Origin of the sequence: Aeromonas sp. QDB68, assembly GCF_027707405.1 — a bacterium.
Lineage (GTDB): Bacteria > Pseudomonadota > Gammaproteobacteria > Enterobacterales > Aeromonadaceae > Aeromonas > Aeromonas caviae.
Genome location: NZ_JAPCIQ010000004.1, coordinates 43,446 through 63,443, shown reverse-complemented (window position 1 = coordinate 63,443; position 19,998 = coordinate 43,446). Strand labels below are relative to the sequence as shown.

The 19,998-nt window shown below is 63.7% G+C and carries 15 protein-coding genes; 3 read left to right on the top strand and 12 right to left on the bottom strand.

The features are described 5' to 3' along the window. Positions 1-37: 37 nt before the first annotated feature. Positions 38-793: a YciK family oxidoreductase gene (locus tag PG892_RS02415; RefSeq protein WP_010673892.1), complete on the bottom strand. Its 756-nt coding sequence runs from the start codon at positions 791-793 to the stop codon at positions 38-40. A 224-nt stretch (positions 794-1,017) separates the two neighbouring features. On the opposite strand from PG892_RS02415, the gene sohB reads away from it, so the two are divergent. After that, the gene (sohB, locus tag PG892_RS02410) at positions 1,018-2,025 is read left to right on the top strand and encodes a protease SohB (RefSeq protein ID WP_029314156.1); all 1,008 of its coding nucleotides are present in this window, start codon (positions 1,018-1,020) and stop codon (positions 2,023-2,025) included. A 186-nt stretch (positions 2,026-2,211) separates the two neighbouring features. Here sohB and astB read toward each other — a convergent pair whose 3' ends face one another. Then, a complete protein-coding gene (gene astB, locus PG892_RS02405; protein WP_010673894.1) occupies positions 2,212-3,549 on the bottom strand; it encodes an N-succinylarginine dihydrolase in 1,338 nt (445 codons plus the stop codon). Between the two features lie 360 nt (positions 3,550-3,909). Here astB and topA point away from each other — a divergent pair, with 360 nt between their 5' ends. Both topA and PG892_RS02395 read left to right on the top strand, forming a co-directional pair. After that, on the top strand, positions 3,910-6,531 hold the full coding sequence (gene topA, locus PG892_RS02400) for a type I DNA topoisomerase (RefSeq protein WP_010673895.1): 2,622 nt from the start codon (positions 3,910-3,912) through the stop codon (positions 6,529-6,531). A 115-nt stretch (positions 6,532-6,646) separates the two neighbouring features. Further along, a complete protein-coding gene (locus PG892_RS02395) occupies positions 6,647-6,817 on the top strand; it encodes a hypothetical protein (protein WP_164882955.1) in 171 nt (56 codons plus the stop codon). Between the two features lie 83 nt (positions 6,818-6,900). Here the strand turns inward: PG892_RS02395 and PG892_RS02390 are convergent, their stop codons facing one another. The 10 genes from PG892_RS02390 to PG892_RS02345 all read right to left on the bottom strand — a co-directional run bounded on the left by PG892_RS02390 (position 6,901) and on the right by PG892_RS02345 (position 19,519). After that, on the bottom strand, positions 6,901-7,251 hold the full coding sequence (locus tag PG892_RS02390) for an MGMT family protein (RefSeq protein ID WP_010673897.1): 351 nt from the start codon (positions 7,249-7,251) through the stop codon (positions 6,901-6,903). Between the two features lie 66 nt (positions 7,252-7,317). Then, positions 7,318-8,871, bottom strand: a complete 1,554-nt coding sequence (locus PG892_RS02385) for a methyl-accepting chemotaxis protein (protein WP_010673898.1) — start codon at positions 8,869-8,871, stop codon at positions 7,318-7,320. A 192-nt stretch (positions 8,872-9,063) separates the two neighbouring features. Continuing rightward, positions 9,064-10,920: a beta-N-acetylhexosaminidase gene (locus PG892_RS02380; RefSeq protein WP_010673899.1), complete on the bottom strand. Its 1,857-nt coding sequence runs from the start codon at positions 10,918-10,920 to the stop codon at positions 9,064-9,066. 67 nt (positions 10,921-10,987) lie between these two features. Continuing rightward, a complete protein-coding gene (locus PG892_RS02375) occupies positions 10,988-11,860 on the bottom strand; it encodes a BadF/BadG/BcrA/BcrD ATPase family protein (protein WP_010673900.1) in 873 nt (290 codons plus the stop codon). Positions 11,861-11,964: 104 nt separating this feature from the next. Continuing rightward, positions 11,965-13,692, bottom strand: a complete 1,728-nt coding sequence (locus tag PG892_RS02370; RefSeq protein ID WP_010673901.1) for a glycoside hydrolase family 9 protein — start codon at positions 13,690-13,692, stop codon at positions 11,965-11,967. A gap of 107 nt (positions 13,693-13,799) precedes the next feature. Then, complete coding sequence (locus PG892_RS02365) at positions 13,800-14,798, bottom strand: ABC transporter ATP-binding protein (RefSeq protein WP_010673902.1); 999 nt, start codon at positions 14,796-14,798, stop codon at positions 13,800-13,802. Between the two features lie 11 nt (positions 14,799-14,809). Continuing rightward, positions 14,810-15,832, bottom strand: a complete 1,023-nt coding sequence (locus PG892_RS02360; protein WP_010673903.1) for an ABC transporter ATP-binding protein — start codon at positions 15,830-15,832, stop codon at positions 14,810-14,812. Beyond that, on the bottom strand, positions 15,829-16,734 hold the full coding sequence (locus PG892_RS02355) for an ABC transporter permease (protein WP_010673904.1): 906 nt from the start codon (positions 16,732-16,734) through the stop codon (positions 15,829-15,831). The genes PG892_RS02360 and PG892_RS02355 overlap by 4 nt, the downstream gene beginning before the upstream one ends. 1 nt (position 16,735) lies before the next feature. Then, on the bottom strand, positions 16,736-17,719 hold the full coding sequence (locus PG892_RS02350; RefSeq protein WP_010673905.1) for an ABC transporter permease: 984 nt from the start codon (positions 17,717-17,719) through the stop codon (positions 16,736-16,738). 117 nt (positions 17,720-17,836) lie between these two features. Continuing rightward, positions 17,837-19,519 carry an ABC transporter substrate-binding protein gene (locus PG892_RS02345; RefSeq protein ID WP_010673906.1) on the bottom strand — a complete coding sequence of 561 codons (1,683 nt, stop codon included), beginning with the start codon at positions 19,517-19,519 and terminating at the stop codon, positions 17,837-17,839. Positions 19,520-19,998: the final 479 nt, after the last annotated feature.

The following is a 19,998-nucleotide window of genomic DNA, read 5'->3' as shown; positions in this document are numbered from 1 at the left end:
CCTCTTCACTGTAATCCCATCCGGTTGATTTGTTGATTTATTTGGGCTGGGCCACGAAGGTCTTGCCGCTCTGGCCCTGACTGTCACGCCCCATCAGGTAGAGATAGAGGGGCATCAGATCGGCCGGGGTCTTGAGGGTCTGCGGATCTTCCGCCGGGAAGGCGCTGGCCCGCATCCTGGTGCGGGTGCCGCCCGGGTTCAGGGTGTTGACCCGCACCCTGGTGTTCTCCAGCTCGTCCGCCAGCACCTCCATCATGCCTTCGACGGCGAACTTGGAAATGGCATAGGTGCCCCAGTAGGCGCGCCCTTTGCGGCCCACGCTGGAGGAGGTGTAGACGATGGACGCCTCGCCGTGCTCCTTGGCGGTCTGGCGAATGAGGGGCAGCAGCGCCTGGGTCAGCAGGAATTCGGATTTGACGTTGACCTGCATCACCTCGTCCCACTCCTGCTCCTGAATGTGTTCGAACGGCGACAGGGTGCCGAGCAGCCCGGCGTTGAACAGCACGCCGTCGAGGCGGCCGAACTGCTGGGCGAAGGTCTCCGCCATGCCGCGGTAGTGGGTGGCAGTAGCCCCTTTCAAGTCCACCGGCACGATGGCGGGCAGGGGGTGACCGGCCGCTTCAATCTGGTCGTAGACCGCCTCCAGCTTGGCACTGGTACGCCCGAGCAGGATCACGGTGGCGCCGTGGGCCGCATAGGTGAGGGCCGCTTCGCGGCCGATGCCGTCACCGGCACCCGTCACCAGAATGACCTTGTCCTTGAGCAGATCACGGGGGGCCTGATAGTCGAGCATGTGGACTCCTGTTAACAATGCCTGGCGGCTTGGCGCAACGAATCGAGTGGGCAAGTGTACTGATCCGGCCCGGCAGTTGACCAGTATGAGACGGCAAAAATGTGAATAAAACAGGGCGATAGCATCGATCCCTCCGCCCTTGGCACGGGAGATGGCAGAGTTTTTGCGCGAGGGGGGCAAACTCCTTACTATGTGAAAAAAACGGACATTGAGCGGAGCATCAAGTGGCATTTTTGACCGAATACGGCCTGTTTCTGGCCAAGACCCTCACCTTCTTGCTGGCCATCGGCGCCGTCATCCTGATGGTGGCGAGCAGCCGCCAGCCCAAATCCCGCAAGGGGGAGCTGGTGGTGACGGATCTCTCCGGCGAGCTGGAGCAGGGGCGCCATCAACTGCAGGCAGCCCTGGCGGGCAAGGCCGAGCGCAAGCAGATGGAGAAGACCCGCAAGGCGGAGCACAAGGCCAAAGCCAAGGGAGAGGATGAGCGCAGCCGGCTGTTCGTCATCGACTTCAACGGCAGCATGGATGCCAAGGAGGTGGCATCCCTGCGGGAAGAGGTGAGCGCCGTGATAGGCGTGGCCCGCCCCGGGGACGAGGTGCTGCTGCGCCTCGAATCCGGCGGCGGCGTGGTGCACGGCTACGGCCTGGCCGCCTCCCAGTTGCAGCGGCTGCGGGACAAGGACATCACGCTGACCGTGGCCATCGACAAGGTGGCGGCGAGCGGTGGCTACATGATGGCCTGCGTCGCGGACAAGATCCTGGCGGCGCCGTTCGCCATCGTCGGCTCCATCGGGGTGATTGCCCAGATGCCGAACTTCAACAAGCTGCTCAAGAAGCACGACATCGAATTCGAGATGCACACCGCAGGCCAGTACAAGCGCACCATCACCATGTTCGGCGAGAACGACGATCTGGGGCGGGAGAAGTTTCGCGAGGAGCTGGGGGCCATCCACGAACAGTTCAAGGCCTTCGTGGCCGAGCACAGACCCGGTCTCGACATCGACAAGGTGACCACCGGCGAGCATTGGCTGGCGAGCCAGGCCAAGCAGCTCGGACTGGTGGATGCGCTTTGCACCAGCGATGACTACCTGCTGGCCCAGGCCAGCCATCACAAGGTGGTCGGTATCCGCTACAGCAAACCAAGGAGCCTGACCCAGAAGCTTGGCAAGCAGGCGGCACTGGGGCTGGAGGGGGCCCTCGGCCGCCTGTGGCAGCATAGCCCCTGGCGCTGAGAACCTGTTTCGAGCTTACTGCGAGGTCGTGATCAAGGCTCATGCGCTGCTCTTCACCTTGCTGACGATCTCTCGCTACAGCTCGTGAACAGGTTTTATAGCTCAGCGCAAAGGACTAAAAAGAGAGCCGGGCATTGCCCGGCTCTCTTTTTTTATTGCGTCGGCTCTGCAGGCCGATGGCGCACCTCAGCGCTGGAAGGGGTAGACGGAACCCAGTTTCAGGATCTGGGTCAGCTCGTCCAGGGCGGTGCGGGTCTCCAGCACCAGGGAGGGGTCCCGCAGATCGTCCAGCGCCAGGCTGTCGCGATAGTGCTTCTCGACCCACTGATCCAGGCGGGCAAACTGGTTGTCGGTGATGAGGCAGGCCGGGTTGACCGCGGCGAGCTCGGTGTCGTTCATGGCAACCCGCAGGCGCAGACAGGCGGGGCCGCCGCCGTTTCTCATGCTCTGCTTCACGTCCATGTAGTGGACGTCCTTGATGGGGGTGCCCAGGGTCACCAGCCTGGCCAGATAGGCGGACACAGCCGGGTTGTCGCGGCATTCGGTGGGGGCGATGATCGCCATCTCGCCGGATGGCAGGGTGAGGATCTGGGTGTTGAACAGGTAGGATTTCACCGCATCCTGCACCGACACTTCGCTGGTCGGCACTTCGATGAAGTGCAGCTCACCGTCGCCGAACTTGGTACGCACCTCGGCCAGCGCAGCGTCGGTATTGAGGAACGCCTGCTGGTGGAAGAAGAGCACGTTCTGGTTGCCCACCGCGATGACGTCGTTGTGGAACACCCCCTGATCGATCACGTCCGGGTTCTGCTGAATGAAGACCGCGCTCTCATCCCCAAGGCCATGCAGGCGGGCGATGGCCTGGCTCGCTTCCAGGGTCTGGCGGGCCGGGTAGCGTTTGGGGGCGGGCTGGGAGACGTCGAAGGCGCTGCGGCCATAGACGAACAGCTCGACCCCCGCTTCGCCATAGGCGCGGCACAGCCGGGTGTGGTTGGCGGCGCCTTCGTCACCGAAGTGGTCGTTCTCCGGCAGATGCTGGTGATGATAGAAGTGGCGATCGTTGTTGAACACGGCCCGCAGGATGCGCCCGGTCACCTCGGGCTCCAGGGAGCGGTGGAACTTGTTGGTCAGGTTGGCGGGGGTAAAGTGAATGCGGCCATCCTGGGTGTCGGCGCTCGGGGAGACGGTGGCGGCGTTGGCGGTCCACATGCTGGAGGCGGAGTAGCAGGCGGCCAGCACGGCGGGGGCCTGTCTGGCCGCCTGGGCCAGGACGCTGGCATCGTTGCCGGTGAAGCCCAGGCGGCGCAGGGTCGCGAGATCCGGCCTCTCCTGGGGGGCCAGCACGCCCTGTACCATGCCGAGGTCGGTCAGCGCCTTCATCTTGCGCAGCCCCTGCTTGGCCGCTTCCTTGGGGTTGGAGGCCTCTTTGGCGTTGCTCTGGGAGGCGACGTTGCCATAGGAGAGGCCGGCATAGTTGTGGGTGGGGCCGACCAGGCCGTCGAAGTTGACCTCGAAGTGCTTCATGATCACATCCTTTCGATTTTTATATGGGGAGCGGTTCCTTCCGCGCACAAAGCTGCGGTGTGCGGCCATTATAAAGAGATTTCATCCTTTGTAACAAGCTGATAACCAGAATGGGTTTTTATGTCACAAGGGTGGCTGGATATGTCATTTCCAATCTAAAAAAGGGGGGGATATAGCATAAAAACAAAAAAGCGGTTGCTTCCCGCGCCCCGGCTTCGCATTAATAAATAAAGAAGCAGGGCGGTTCGGGCTGTCGGGCAAATTGACCCGCAAGATTGCTTTTTCCCGTCAAATCTCTTATACAGCCCCACAAAACCGCACGCCAACCCCGTCGGGTGCAATGAGGATAATAGTTACAGCATGGGCAAATCACTGGTCATCGTGGAGTCTCCGGCCAAGGCCAAGACCATCAACAAATATTTGGGCAAGGACTACGTGGTGAAATCCAGCGTAGGCCACGTGCGCGATCTGCCGACCAGCGGCAGCGCCAGCACCGAGCCCAAAAAACCTGTCATTCGCGGCATCAAGCTCAGCGAATCCGAGAAGGCGGCCAAGGATCGCAACGCCCTGTTCTCAAGGATGGGCATCAACCCGACCGCAGGCTGGCAGGCCAACTACCAGATTTTGCCCGGCAAGGAAAAAGTGGTCAGCGAGTTGCAAAGTCTGGCCGCCAAGGCTGACACCATCTATCTCGCAACCGACTTGGATAGAGAGGGGGAAGCGATCGCCTGGCACCTGCGCGAGATCATCGGTGGCGACGACAGCCGCTACAAGCGCGTGGTGTTCAACGAGATCACCAAGAGCGCCATCCAGGAGGCGTTCGCCCAGCCGTCCGAGTTGAACATTCATCGCGTCAACGCCCAGCAGGCCCGTCGTTTCCTCGACCGGGTGGTGGGCTACATGGTCTCCCCGCTCTTGTGGAAGAAGCTGGCCCGCGGCCTCTCCGCCGGTCGGGTGCAATCCGTCGCGGTGCGCCTCATCGTCGACAAGGAGCGCGAGATCAAGGCGTTCGTGCCGGTGGAGTTCTGGGATCTCAACGCCGACCTGCTCACCGCCGAGAAGAGCGAGCTGCGCATGGAGGTGGTCAGCCGCAACGGAGCCGACTTCAAGCCGGTGACCCAGGCCGAGACCTTCGCCGCCGTGGCGGCCCTGGAAGGGGTCGACTACAAGGTGGTGAACCGGGAAGACAAGCCGACCGGCTCCAAGCCGTCCGCTCCCTTTATCACGTCCACCCTGCAGCAGGCGGCTTCTACCCGTCTGAGCTTCGGGGTCAAGAAGACCATGATGATGGCCCAGCGTCTCTATGAAGCGGGTTACATCACTTATATGCGTACCGACTCCACCAACCTCAGCAAAGAGGCGGTGGACGCGGTGCGGGAATACATCGGCGAGCAGTATGGTGCCGCCTACCTGCCGAGCGAGCCGAACCTCTACGGCGCCAAGGCCAATGCCCAGGAGGCCCACGAGGCGATCCGCCCTTCCAGCGTCCAGGTGACTGCCGAGATGCTGGAAGGGATGGAGCCCGATGCCATGCGGCTCTATGACCTCATCTGGCGCCAGTTTGTCGCCTGCCAGATGACCCCGGCCCAGTACGACTCCTCCACCCTGACCGTCAAGGCAGGGGAGTTCGAGCTCAAGGCCCGTGGCCGCACCCTGCGCTTCGCCGGCTGGACCAAGGCCCTGCCGCCCATGGGCCGCAAGGGTGAAGACAGCCAGCTGCCGGCGGTGACCGTCGGCGAGGTGCTGAAACTGGTCAAGCTGGATCCGCGCCAGCATTTCACCAAGCCGCCCGCCCGCTTCACCGAAGCGGCCCTGGTACGCGAGCTGGAAAAGCGCGGCATCGGCCGTCCGTCCACCTATGCCTCCATCATCTCCACCATCGTCGACCGTGGGTATGTGCGGGTCGAGAGCCGCCGCTTCTTCGCCGAGAAGATGGGGGAAATCGTCACCGACCGCCTGGTGGAGAACTTCGTCGAGCTGATGAACTACGAGTTCACCGCCAAGATGGAAGACAAGCTCGACGGCATCGCCGAGGGGAGCCTGGAGTGGAAGAAGGTGCTCGACGCCTTCTACGCCGAGTTCACCCAGGAGCTGGAGCAGGCCGACAAGCCCCACGAAGAGGGAGGCATGCGTGCCAACCAGATGGTGCTGACCGACATCGACTGCCCGGATTGTGGCCGCAAGATGGGTATCCGTACCGCCACCACCGGCGTCTTCCTCGGCTGCTCCGGCTATGCCCTGCCGCCCAAGGAGCGCTGCAAGAAGACCATCAACCTGGTCAGTGCGGACGAGTTCGTCTCCGCCACCGACGGGGACGAGGCGGAAACCGATGCGCTGCGTGCCAAGCATCGCTGCGGGATCTGCGGCACCGCCATGGACGCCTACATCATCGACGACAGCCGCAAGCTGCACGTCTGCGGTCGCAACCCGGATTGCGATGGCTACGAGGTGGAGCAGGGGCAGTTCAAGCTCAAGGGCTACGAAGGGCCGAGCATCGAGTGCGATCGCTGCGGCTCCGAGATGCAGCTCAAGAACGGCCGTTTCGGCAAATACATGGGTTGCACCAACGAGAGCTGCAAGAACACCCGCAAGATCCTGAAAAATGGCGACATTGCACCGCCGAAAGAGGATCCGGTACCCCTGCCCGAGCTGAAATGCACCCAGTCCGACGCCCACTTCGTGCTGCGGGACGGCGCCGCCGGCCTCTTCCTGGCCGCCAGCAACTTCCCCAAATCCCGCGAGACCCGTGCGCCCCTGGTGGAGGAGCTCAAGCGCTTCCGCGATCGCCTCTCTCCCAAGCACCAGTACCTGGCGGACGCCCCGGCGTCAGATCCTGACGGAAACGCCTCCGTGGTGCGCTTCAGCCGCAAGACCAAGGAGCAGTACGTGATGACCGAGGTCAACGGCAAGGCGACCGGCTGGACAGCCCATTACGACAACGGAAAATGGCAGGAGAGCCTGCCCAAGGCGAAGAAAGCCTGATGGCGACGCCGCTCACAGCATGATGAAAGAGGCCCCTTGCGAGGGGCCTCTTTGTTGGTGGATGGCGATATACTGGAATGGCTGCATGGATGGCAGCGCAAGACAGGGAGTTGTCATGGAGATACATGAAATACGGCCGGGCATGACCTGCCTGACCCGTGAAGGGACGGCCTATGTGCTGGAGGTGGACAGACAGAGTCTGCTGGTGCTCTTGCAACGGGAGGATGAGACCATCCCGGTACAGGTGCGCAGCGATGACATTCTGGGGCCCATTGCCGGCGACTAGGGAAGAGAACGTGACGGAGGGCGACCACAGAGGCCCTCCCTTTGTTGCAAGAGCCCCCATCCCTTCGGGACGTGCCAGCCTCGTCAGAAGGGAACCAGAAAGAGCAGCTCGGCCAGGTCGGGCTGCCACTGCCACTCCCGCATCCTGACCCGCCCGCCAATCACGGGCACCCCCTCCTCCTGCAGCAGCCCCGCTTGCTTATCAAAGCCTGCGGATCCTTTTGGCAGCGAAATGGTGCCTGCCGCCCCCAGCACCCGATGCCAGGGCAGCACCTTGTCGGTTTCCCGCAACACCTTGCCCACCAGTCGTGCCCGTCCGGGCAGGCCCGCGAGATCCGCCACCTGGCCGTAGCTCACCACACGGCCGGGGGGGATCAGGGCCAGGATCGCCTCGATGCGGGCCGTCTTGTCCAGGGGGGTCGCGTTCGTTCTCATGATGATGGCTCGTCAAAAACAGCAGAAGCGCCATTGTGGCGCTTCTGTCATGGGGCTTGCAATCTGTCAGCCGAAGGTCTGGCTCAGTCCCCTGAGCTCGCGGGCCCGCCTGAGCAGCTCCTGGCTGGAGTCGTCCACCGCCTGGATCTTCTGGCTGTTGGCGCGGGAGTATTCGGAGATCTGGTGGATGTTGCGGCTGATCTCCTCCACCACCACCTGCTGCTGCTCCGCGGCGGCGGCGATCTGGGTGGAGAATTCGGTCACCTGATCGATTTCCCCCAGCACCAGGTGCAGGTTGCCTGATCCCTGGCGGGTCATCTCGACACATTCCCGGGTCTGGGCCAGGTTGTCCTGCATCATGCCCTGCCAGCGCTCCAGGGTGTGCTGGATCTGGCTGATGCTGCCCTGGATCTGCTCGGTCGCCTTGTGGGTTCGGGTCGACAGGGTGCGCACCTCGTCCGCCACCACCGCAAAGCCGCGCCCTTGCTCGCCAGCACGGGCGGCTTCGATGGCGGCGTTGAGGGCCAGCAGGTTGGTCTGCTCGGCGATGCCCTGGATTTCACCCATCACGCTGCCAATGCGCTCCGACTCGCTGGCGAGCTCCACCGCGGAGTGGAAGGCCTGCTCCGCCTGGCTGGCCAGCCTGGTCATCTGCTGCTGGGTCTGATCCAGCTGTTCCACCGTGCTCTGGCAACTGCTGCGCGCCTCGGTCACCTGGCCGTTGGTGTCCTGGATGTTGCGGGCAATCTCGTGGGCGGTGCTGGCCATCTGGGTCATGGCGGCCGCCATCTGCTGGGTCTGGGCATCCTGCTCGTTGATGTCGAGGAAGGCGCGGTGTGAGGAGTCTTGCAGATCGGTTGCCAGGGCCTGAAGCGGATGGGTGGCATCGTCGACCCGCCCCAGCACGGTGCGGATCCGGGCTTGCAGCATCTTCAGGTGAAAATCGGCGATGGCACCCGGGGCATCCCCCGAATAGACCAGCCGGGTCAGGCTGTCATATTGCTGACCGAGCTGCCTGAGATAGCGGGGCAGGGCGATGAGCTCGCGCCAGTAGGCGCCCGCGATGGCGAGGGGGGGGAGCAGCATCAGCAGCGCGGTGAGGGGGCCCTGGGTGAGGGCGGCCCAGACCAGCAGCGCCAGCAGCGGCAGGCCGAGCATCAGCGGCCTGAAACGGCGCAGCGAGGGGCGGGCCGGGGTGCCCCGTTGCTCGGCCGAAAGCAGGGCCTGATAGGCCTGGGCGGCAGCCTGCTTGAGCTGGGGGTCGGGCTTGCAGCGCACCGACTGGTAGCCGCTTATCTTGCCGTGCTCGTAGATGGGGGTGACGTAGGCGTCGACCCAGTAATAGCGGCCATCCTTGCAGCGGTTTTTCACCACTCCCCGCCAGGGGTTGCCCTCCTTGAGGCGATCCCAGAGATCGGCGAAGGCGGCCTTGGGCATGTCGGGGTGGCGAACCAGGTTGTGGTTGTGGCCGACCAGTTCATCGACCTGGTAACCGGCGATGCGGCAGAAGGCGGGGTTGGCGTAGGTAATGACGCCGCGCAGATCCGTGGTGGAGACGAGTTGCACGTCGGCGGGAAATTCCACTTCACTGTCCACGACCTGGGCGTGTTTGCGGGCCATAAGGGTAAGCTCCGATCTGTTTGCTGATTGTTATTGTGGCGGAACCGCAGGGAGATGCATCCCCTGTCTGGTTTCATCGGGGGCCTTATTTTGCCAACAAAGGCAGATGAAAAGTAGGGGCTAGGTTGGGTTTTTGTTGTCGATGGGTAAAAAAACGGCGACCAAAAGGTCGCCGAAAAGAAAAAGATAACACTACCTCTGTGGCACCCGGTAACGCACTTGCAACTGGTCGAGGATGTGCAGCTGGCCGGGCAGACGGGCGACGAAGTGCTCCCACACCTTGCGGGCGGGAGTGCTCCAGGCCACCTCTGCCGTGGCCAGCATGCGCGGGAACAACATGTAGTCGAGACGATCGCGAGAGGTGATCAGTTCCGACCACAAGGGGCTCAGCACCCCCAGGATGTTATCGTTGGCATGGAAATCGGCCGGGGCAGGATCGCATGCATGCACCTGCGCCAGGTTGAGGGTACCCGCCCAGTAGAGTCCCGGCTCGTGGATGTCCTGACTCCAGGCGAGATCCAGATAGAGGTGCTGGGCAGGCGCCATCACCACGGGGTAACCGGATGCGGCGGCGTCCAGGCCGGCCTGGAAGCTGGTCCAGGCGAAGACGGTGGCCTCCCGGCTCACCTTGTCACCGTGCAGTATCTCTTCCCACCCCAGCATCTGTTTGCCCTTGCCAGCCAGGTAGTGCTGGCAGTGGCGCAGCAGGTGGCCCTGCAGCTCGCGGCAATCCTGATACCCTTGCTCGGCCATCAGCTGCTGGCAGGCGGGACTGTCGGTCCAGACGCCGGTGGGCACTTCGTCCCCCCCCATGTGAACCTGACTCCCGGGGAAGAGATCGCACACCTCGTCCATCACGGCGTCCAGGAACCGGTAGGTGCCGGGCAGGGCCGGGTTGAGCACGTTGTCGTCGAAATATTGCACCGAGAGGTAGCGGGAGCGGTCTGCCTCTTCCACCAGCAGCTCGGGCAGCGCCTTGATGGCGGCGTGACAGTGCCCCGGGATGTCTATTTCCGGAATGATGGTGATGCCAAGCCCGGCGGCGTAGGCGACCAGCTCGCGCACCTCGCTCTGGGTGTAGTAACCGCCATAAGGGTCGGGGCCGCCGCTCAGCTGGGGCCCCACCGCCAGGCCATGGCCGCGCCAGGCACCCACGGCGGTCAGCTGGGGGAAGGCCTTGATCTCAAGGCGCCACCCCTCGTCATCGGTGAGGTGCCAGTGGAAGCGGTTGAACTTGTAGAGGCTCATCTGCTTGAGCAGGCGCTTGAGGGTGGCGATGGAGTGGAAGTGGCGGGCACAGTCGAGGAAGATGCCGCGAAAACCGAAGCGCGGTGCATCCCGCACCGTCAGGCAGGGCAGGCTCTCTCCGTGTTGCAGCGCCCACTGGGCCAGGCTCACCAGCCCGTGTCGCCAGCCCGCCTCGCCGGCGGCCCGGATGACGATCTCCTCAGGGGTGATGGTGAGCTCATACCCCTCGGGGGGAAGTGTCGCCTCGACGAGGTGGATCTCCGCATCGTGATCCTGGGTCAGGGCCAGGCCTGTCAGCTCGTTGAAATGGGCTAGCAGGGAGGCGAGGGGAACGGGGCCGTCGACGTGGGCCCGCTCGGCCAGCCGGAAGTTGCCTTCTGTATAAATCAGGTGGGCGGGCTGGGGCACGAGGCCATTGACGGCCTCCACCTGTGGCAGGTCGGGGCCCGGGGAGGGCGGGTTGGTCAGGCCAAGGTCTTCCCCCTCCAGCACCAGGGGTTGCAGCTGTCCCTTGCTCTCCAGGCTCAGGAAGAAACCCTTGGGCATATCGGAGTCATGCTTGAGCGGGGTGTTGCGACAACAGAAGAGCAGCTCGCTCACCCCCTCATGGGGCACCATGACCTTGTAACTGCCGCTCTGACGCTCCAGGGTGCCCCCTTCGATCGAGTGGGGATCGATCTGGCGGGCGAGGCAGAAGTGGAGTTTCCAGGGGGCTGCTGGCAGTTGGCTCAGGGTGAAGCGAAACCAGACATCGTCACCGTCACGGTGATCGACCCGGGTGTGGATCAGGGGTGCGGACATGGGAATTCCTCTGATGGGGTGAAGGAAACGGGAACCTGTCCCGCAGGTGTTGTCGGCCCGGCCAGGCTCAGGGATGCAGACATGGCAGCGCCTCCGTCCTGGCAAACAGGATGGCCCCCTCCAGCGCGTCGCGCTTGGGGGCGACCAGATGGAAGTGGCCCAGACGGGGGGCGAGGCGCGTGCCGATGCCGCCCAGCAGGGCGATCCGGTCTGCCCCGAGCTGGGTCATGCCCTCCAGCAGCATGCCGAGCTGGGCACAGGTCTCATCCAGCAGGGCGGTGGCGAGATCGTCCCCGTCGCTCGCGGCATCGAACACCCAGGGGGCGAAGCGGCCATAGTCGGCCGGGATGGCGCGCGCAGCCCAGCGCACCACCTCGGCCTGATCTCGCTTGAAGTGATCCATCAGGCGCACCGCCAGGGTGCTGGGGGGCAGGATGCCGTCGTGGCAGAGCAGGGATTGCTGGATGGCGCGCAGCCCGAGCCAGGCGCCGCTGCCGAGATCCGAGACGGGGAATCCGCGACCCGAGCAGGTGCGAAGGCGTCCCTCCCGGTAGATGAGCCCCGCCGAGCCGGTGCCCGCGATCAGGATGGCCCCCTCCTGGCCGTCGAAGGCGCCGAGGCAGGCACCAAAGGCATCGGAGGTGAGCTTCACCCGCGCAAACGGGAAGGGCATGGTCAGCATGGCGTGGTAGCAGTCGGCGAGCTCGGCGGAGGCGAGTGCGAGCCCGACTCCCATCCGCTGTTCGCTCTCCCTGGGCAGACCCGCGTCGATGCGGGCCTGATCGATGGCAGCCAGCACATGGCCGTGGGCGAGGGCGATGCCCAGCTCCAGATTGGAGCCGGCGGCGCGCCCCTCGCCGAGCAGCTTGCCTGCGTTGTTGCGAATGCGGGCCCGGGTGTGGGTGCCGCCGCCGTCCACCCCGACCCAGAACTCAATCATGGGGGCCTCCCTGCGCGCTTTGCCAGGTGATGGCCAGGGTAAACCTGGCTGGCGGTATGGAGGATCCAGGGCTCTCCCCGGTGCCAGTGATGTGTGAACCGCTCTCAATCATGGTGGCCTCCTTGTGCGCTCTGCCAGGTGATGGCCAGGGCGAACCAGGCGGCGTGCGGGATCCATTGCTCCCCCCAGCGCCAGTTCTGATCCAGCCGATCCTTGTACGCCTCTGGAATAAAGGCCACGTCATTTTCGTCATTGAAGCCGGCGGTGATGCCGTTGCAGATCCCCCCCTGTGCATTGGGGTAGCCGGCGGTGTATTCCGGGTTGTTGATGCCCTGACCCGCCAGCATGCAGGCGTTGAAGGGGTTTTTCCCCAGGATCCAGTCGAGCTGCTGCTGGCCGAAGGTGCGCAGCAGTGCGCTCTGCCCGGGCAGGTGCTGTGCGGCAGCAAACGCCATGGTGGCGAGCGATGCCAGCCGGGCGTTCTCCCCCTGCCACCAGTAACCCGACTCGTTGTGATGGGGCATAAAGAAGCTCACCCGGGGCGCCTCATCGACCCCTTTCACATACTGGCGGGCGAGGGCGAAGGGATTGCCTGCCCGGGCCGCGAGGGCCAGCTCGGCCGCCAGGGCCTGCTCGGCGACGGTCCGGGCCGCCCACTGGCGCGCCGGATCCGGCTCGATGGCGAGATACTCCAGCAGCGCCAGCACCGGCAGGCCCGCCTCGGCGGCGTGGTAGTAGGGGCGAGAGCCATCGTCGTTGGCGGCCCAATGGTGGCCGAGATCGGGGTGGGCGCGCTGGCGGGCGCACAGCCGGCCGGCCCGATCCCGCGCCTCGGCGAGCCACTCGGCGCCCAGCGTTCTGGTGAGCTCGACCGCCGCCAGCAGGGCGCAGTAGTCGTCGATGATGTTCTCGACCCCGTCGTCCAGGTAGGCGAGGTTGTGCTCGCGCAGGTGCAGGTAGCCGCGTCTGGCCGCGTCGGCGTACTGGCTTGTGTCAAGGTCGCCGCCACTCGGTTCCCGGGCGGCGCGGGCAAGGGCGGCGATGGCCATGCCACCCCCCTGGCGAAAGCCCGCCTGCCAGTGGGCGGACTTGATCCCCTGCTGGGTCGAATAGGCGCACAGCTCCCGCTGCTCGGGATCCTTGCTCCACTTGTCGAACAGGGTCATGTAGAAAAAGCCGCTCTCGTCCTGCATCCGGCAGAGAAAATCTGCCCCGTGCAGCCCCTCGTCATTGAGCCGTTTACACAGGTTCATCCCGTCGATATCGCGACGTGTCGCCAGGAGTTCCCTGCACTTGAGCAGGGACCAGACCACCATGGGGGTCTGCTGGGGATTGAGGTAGTTGGCGTAGGATAGGTGACTCAGGTACTTGCTCATGTCGCCGCTGGCGTCGAACCAGCCGCCATGTACGTCCCGGCGCTGATCGGTGCCAAAGAGGCGTGCCCTGCGGTCCGCCCGGTCGAAGGTGCCGCTGGCGCGTTGTCCCTTGAAGTAGTGGATGACATCGGAGAGGCAGCGGCGCGCCAGCAGCCCCCGGTCGATGGCAAAGGGGGTGGAGCGCACCAGGCGCTCCTGCGCTTCCGTGGTCACGACGGCCTCCAGCCGGTAGTGGCCGGGCTCGGTGAAGGCGGAGAAATCGGCCCGCCAGTAGTGGCGCCCCTGCCAGCCGGGGACGCATCCCGCCGCCACCAGCGGCGTCTCCAGCAAAAGGTGGTCGTCCTGCTGGCGCAGCAACCTGACGTGGCCGCGGATATCGAGGTCGGCGCCGCACTGCAGCAGGGCGCTCTTCTCCCCGTGACATTCGTAACCCACCTGGTTGATCAAAAGTTCCATCAAGGTCTTACTCCGAAGGCTCGCCCCTGGCGGGCGAGGCTCATTGCGGGGCCTTGCGGCCCCGACGCGAGGCATGGCCGGGCGACGGCGCACGGCCGCGGGCCTGCTTACCCCTGTTCGTGGAGGTAGCAGCGCACGAAGTGGTTGTCGGCGAGCCGGGTCACCGGGGGCAGGCTCTCCTTGCAGCGGGGCATGGCCTGATGGCAGCGCCCGGCAAAGGGACAGCCACGGGATTCCGGGGTCCAGAGCGGGATCTCCCCCTTGCGGCCTCCCTCCAGCTCGGCGTGGATGCTCTTCTCGGGATCCGGCACCGCCGAGATGAGCAACTGGGTGTAGGGGTGCTGGGGGTGGTGCAGGATCTCGTCCACCTCTCCCCACTCCACCATGTGACCCACGTACATCACCGCCAGATCTTCCGCCACGTAGCGGGCGGTGGCGATGTCGTGGGTGATGTAGAGCATGGAGATGCCGAGCTCGTTCTTCATCTGCTCCATCAGGTTGAGGATGCCGATGCGAATGGAGACGTCGAGCATGGAGGTGGGCTCGTCCGCTAGCACCACTTCCGCCTCCACCGCCAGGTTGCGGGCGATGTTGACCCGCTGGCGCTGGCCGCCGGAGAGCTGGTGTGGGTACTTGGCCGCGGTCGCCTTGGCGGGAGTCAGCCCCACCTTTTCAAGGAGGCCATAGACCATGTCGGGCAGATCCCGCTTGTCACTCACCTTGCTGTGCAGCAGCAGGGGGCGGGCGATGTGGTGGTAGATGGTGTGGGTCGGATTCAGTGAACCGAACGGATCCTGCCACACCATCTGCACGCTCTGGCGATAGTCCAGCAGGGCGGTGCCCTTGTTGAACTCCTCGAGGTCGCGGCCACGGTAGAGGATGCGGCCGTTGGAGAGCTTGTACATCTTGGCGATGATCTTGGCGATGGTGCTCTTGCCGGAGCCGGATTCCCCCACCACTGCCAGGGCGCGGCCCCGGTGCAGGTTGAAGGTGATGTCGGACAGCGCCCGCATCTTGCCGCTCTTGATGGCGTTGGAGTTGACGGCGAAGTCCTTGTAAAGGTGCTGGACCTCGATGATGGGCGCGTCGGTTTGGGCGATTTGCATGACAGACATCCTTAACAGCCTGCGGCCTTGTCCAGATGGATCGGAAGATCCGGTTGTTCCTCTGCTGCCTCATGAAGGTGGCAGGCAGCCTGTTGGCCGGGCCGGATCTCGGCCAGCCGGGTGTATTCCTGGCGGCAGCGCTCGTGCACCTTGGCGCAGCGTGCCTGAAAGCGGCAGCCCACCGGCACCTCCAGCAGATTGAGTGGGCTGCCAGGGATCCCCTCCAGCACGGTCTTGGGCCCTTGCAGGGGGGGGAAGGAGTTGCCAAGGCCCCGGGTGTAGGGGTGCAGGGGCGCGGTCAGGATCGCTTTGGCCGGCGCCACCTCCACCAGTTCCCCCGCGTACATGATGCCGATGCGATCGCAAAATTCGACCATCAAGGAGAGGTCATGGGTAATGAAGAGGATGGAGAAGTTGAACTTCTCTTTCAGTGCATAGACCTTCTGCAGGATCTCCCGCTGCACCACCACATCGAGCGCCGTAGTGGGTTCGTCCATGATGAGCAGCTCGGGGTTGAGGGCCATGGCGATGGCGATCACCAGCCGCTGGCGCATGCCGCCGGAGAACTGGTGCGGGTAGTCCTTGAGCCGGCTCGGGTGGATGTCGACGATCTCCAGCAGCTCCTGGGCGCGCTTGATCGCCTCATAGCGGGTCATGCCGGGGTTGTGGGCCAAGAGCACGTCGCAGAACTGCTCCTCCATGCGCAGCACGGGGTTGAGCGCATTCATGGCGGACTGGAACACCACGCTCGCCTGGCGCCAGCGGTAGCTGCGCAACCGCTCGTCATCGAAGCCGAGGATGTTCTCTCCCTTGAACAGGATCTCGCCGCCGCTGATGTAGGCGGGCGGCTTGTGCAGCCTGGCCACAGAGAAGGCGACCGTGGACTTGCCGCAGCCGGACTCGCCGGCGAGGCCGAACACCTCACCCGGCATGATGTCAAAGCTGACCGAATTGACGGCGCGCACGTCGCCGCTCTCGGTGATGTAGTCGACGCAGAGCTGGCGCACCGACAGCAGGGGTTGTTGCATGGTCATGCTGTCTTCTCCTGAGCAGTGATGGGAGTGGCAAGCTGCTTCCAGCGACGCAGGCCCTTGTGGGAACGAAGCTGCGGGTTGGCAATTTCGTCGATGGCGAAGTTGAGCATGGCGAGGCCCGCCCCCAGGGTGGCGATGGCGAAGCAGGGGGCCAGGATCTCCCACCAGGCGCCCACCAGGATGGCGCTCGAGGTCTGGGCGTTGTAGAGCATGATGCCCCAGCTGACCACGGTCGGGTCGCCGAGCCCCAGGAACTCCAGGGTCGCCTCGGTGACGATGGCGTAGATGATGGACCCGATGAAGCTCACCCCGATGATGGAGATGAGGTTCGGCAGTATCTCCACCAGGATGATGCGCCAGGCCGGTTCACCCAGCACCTCGGCGGCGATGACGAACTCCTTTTCCCGCAGGGCCAGGGTCTGGGCGCGGATGACCCGGGCACCATAGGCCCAGGAGGTCAACCCTATGATGAGGGCGATCACCATGGGGGAGGCCTCTCCGATGAAGCTTGCCAGCACCAGCAACAGGGGGAGGTTCGGGATCACCAGCACCACGTTCATCAGGAAGGTGAGGCACTCGTCCACCACGCCGCCGAAGTAGCCGGCGGTGATGCCCACCGTGATGGCCAGGGCGCACACCAGCAGGCCTGCCCCGAAGCCCACCATCAGGGAGATGCGGGCGCCGTTGGTGAACTGGGCCCAGAGATCGTGGCCCATGCGGTTGGAACCCATCACCAGCTCCACGCTGGGGGGCTGGTGGGGGCGGGCGACCCGCTTGGTGGGTTCGTTGCTGGCGAGCAGCGGGGCGAACAGGGCCATCAGCACGAAGGTGACCACGATGGCGAGGCCGAAGGCGGCCTTCTTGTTGCCCAGCAGGATTTTCAAGATAGTCGGCATACGCATCTTATTTGCCTCCTGTACGCAGACGGGGATCCAGGAAGACGTAGAGCACGTCCGCCAGGAAATTGAAGCTGAGCATGGTGATGGTCATGATGAGCAGTTGCCCCTGGATGAGGGGGTAGTCACGTGCCAGGATGCCCTGATAGAGGGTCAGTCCCAGACCGGGGTAGTTGAAGATTACCTCGGTGATGAGGGATCCGCCGATGACGAAACCGAGCGCCATGGAGAGGGCGGTGACGCTGGGCAGCACGGCGTTGCGGGCGCCGTAGTTGAAGATCACCCGGTTGCTGGAGAGCCCCTTGGCCTTGGCCATGGTGATGTAGTCCTCGCCCAGGAGGTTGATCATGTTGTTGCGCATGGTGATGAGAAAGCCCCCTACCTGCACCGCGGCCAGGGTGCCCACCGGCATGATGGCGTGCAGCAGGATGCTCTTGATGTGTTCCCAGCCAAAATCGGCGGGGATCTCGGGGCTGTAGGCGTAGCCGATGGGCAGCCAGCCGAGGCTCACGCCGAACAGGAAGAGGGCGAGCAGGGAGACCACCACGGGGGGGATGGCCTGCATCACCAGGGTGAGCGGGGAGAGGATGCTGTCCATGCGTCCGCCCCGGTACCAGGCGGCGAAGATGCCGACGATGGAGCCGATGGAGAAGCTCAGAATGGTGGAGGTGCCCACCAGAAACAGGGTCCAGCCGATGGCGCGGCCGAGGACGTCGGCAACCGGTTGGGGGTAGTAGCGCACCGAGGTGCCGAGATCCCAGGTGAAGACGCTCTTCACATAGGTGAGAAACTGGGTGCCGATGGGGCCGTCCACGAAACCGAAGGTGGCTTTGAGGGCTTCCAGCGCGGCGGGTTCCATCATGGCGCCGGCCCGGGCAAACATGACGGAGACGGGGTCCCCCGGCATGGCTCTGGGTAGCAGGAAGTTGATGGTGGCGGCCACCAGGAAGGCGACCAGATAGAAGGAGAAGCGTCTAAGTATAAATCCCATGGTGATACCTTTTACTGCAAGCCTGCCCCGCGCCGGGCAAAGCTCCCCCAACCCCGGCAGGTGCGGGGGATGGAAGACATGGCGGGGAAGAGGGCCCCCCGCAGGGGGCCGGGGTGATTAGCTGTTTGGCTTGAGTGACAGCACGTGCAGCAGACGCTCCGGGGTGTCCGGGTGAACCTGCGGCTTGGCGACCGGGTTGTCGGCACTGAACCAGCCGTTGAAGCGCTTGGTGCTGTATTCGTACCAGGTCGGGTTGTTGAACACCGGGATGATGGTCTGGTTGGCCCCGACACGCTCCTGGATGGCGAACATGATCTCCTTCTGCTTGGCCGCATCGGCGGTCTGGGTGAAGTCGTCGATCAGCTTGTCGAGTTCGGGATCCTTGTAGCGGGGCGCCGCGAAGCGGTTGCCGCGCTCACCCATGTTGCGGGAGTGGAAGGCGGTCTCGAAGTACTTGTGCGGGTTGGCACCGGCAAAGTAACCCTGCAGGGCGACGTCGAAGTCACCGGTGATCAGGGACTCGGTCCAGACGGTGGCTTCCGGGGTGGCGGTCTTGGCGTTCAGGCCCAGGGCCTGCAGGCCTTCGACCCCGATCTGGACGGTGTTGACCCAGTCGGTCCAGCCGTTCGGTACCAGCACCTTGAACTCGATCTTCTTGCAGCTCGGGGTGTCGAGGAACTTGTCGCCGTCACAGTCCTTGTAGCCCGCCTGTTTCAGCAGGGCCTTGGCCCCTTCCAGGTCGAACTTGTTGTACTTGCCGTACTTCTTCTCGACGTCCGGGTTGTCCCAGGAGGCGAATGCCTTGCCAAGCCCTGACGGGTACTCGTTGACGGTGGGGTAGCCGTAGCCCGCGATGTCCACCATGGACTGGCGGTCCATGGCCATGGAGAAGGCGCGGCGGAAGTTGATGTCGTTGAAGGCTTCGTGGTTGCCCGGGTTCTTGCTCTGGAAGTTGACGTTGAACGCCACTGTGCCGGAGGCGGGGAACCAATACTTGTTGTTCTTGGGATCGTTGCCGACGTAGAGACGCTCGATGTCCGGCACGAAGGAGCCGAACCAATCCACGTCACCCTTCATCACGGCGGCCAGTACCTGGTCGTTGGTGGCCATCTGCGGCATGCGCAGGCAGTCGATGGAGAGGCTGGCGTTGTCCCAGTAGTGCGGGTTGCGGCACTGGGTGTAGAGCTGGGCGGAGAAGTTGTCCACTTCGGTGAAGGGACCGGTCCCGACCGGCTTGTCGTTGGTGAAGGCCACCGGGTCTTTCACCGACTTCCACTGGTGTTCCGGCACGATGGGCACCAGCACCAAGTCGTTCACCACGTTGGTGTTGATCTCGGCCAGGTCGAATTTGACCTTGTGGTCACCCAGCTTCTCGACACCCTTGATCTGGGTCCAGATGGAGCGCTCGTCCAGCGCCTTGTTGGCCTTGACCAGGTTGAAGGAGAAGAGGATGTCGTCGGCGGTGAAGGCTTCACCATCGGACCACTTGACCCCTTCGCGCAGGTCGAAGGTGACGGATTTCAGATCATCGCTGAAGGCGTAGTGGGTGGCCAGACGATAGACGGGTTTGCCACCCTGCATATCGTTGAAGATCACCAGCGGCTCATAGATGAAGTGACGGGTGGTGTGGAGCAGACCCGCTTGCAGGAAGGGGTTGAAGTTCTTGACCCATGCGGTTTCCTGCTGGGCAACCAGTGTCAGCACCGTCTTGTTGTCGGCGGCCATGGCTGTGCCGGTGGCACCGGCAAGCAGAGTTCCCAGCATGACTGAGGTTGCGATTTTGGATACTTTGGCAAGCATATTTTTTCCTTTCTTATTGGTCTTCCATGGTTTTGGAATGGAGCACCGACATCGCATGCTTGGATACCGGCCCTCGCTGTTGGTCAGGTTTTGCACCCTTGTAGTTGTGTCGTCCAACGCCCTTAGAAAAGCAGAATTAACAGGAAAACAACAACCCTTCATTTCGTCGATATCGTAAAAATTGCACGGCGTACGTCATTATCGTCAAAATGCATTTTAAATCCTTTTAAATTATAAAGTTGCGTTAATTCTCACAAAGTAAAAAGTCTCCTTGCCACTCCCTGTGGCAACGATAATGTGAGCTGGATCGTGCTCGTTTTTTCCCCGTTGACACGGCTTATTTTTGTGCAGGAAACAAGCGGCTCATGTGGCAGGAGAGAAGTGTGCGCTGGTTCACGGGCGCGTGCGAAAAGAGGGAGGGGAGGGAGACCGGTGATGAGGGGTGGGACAGGGGATGACATGGGGGCATGCAAGAGCCT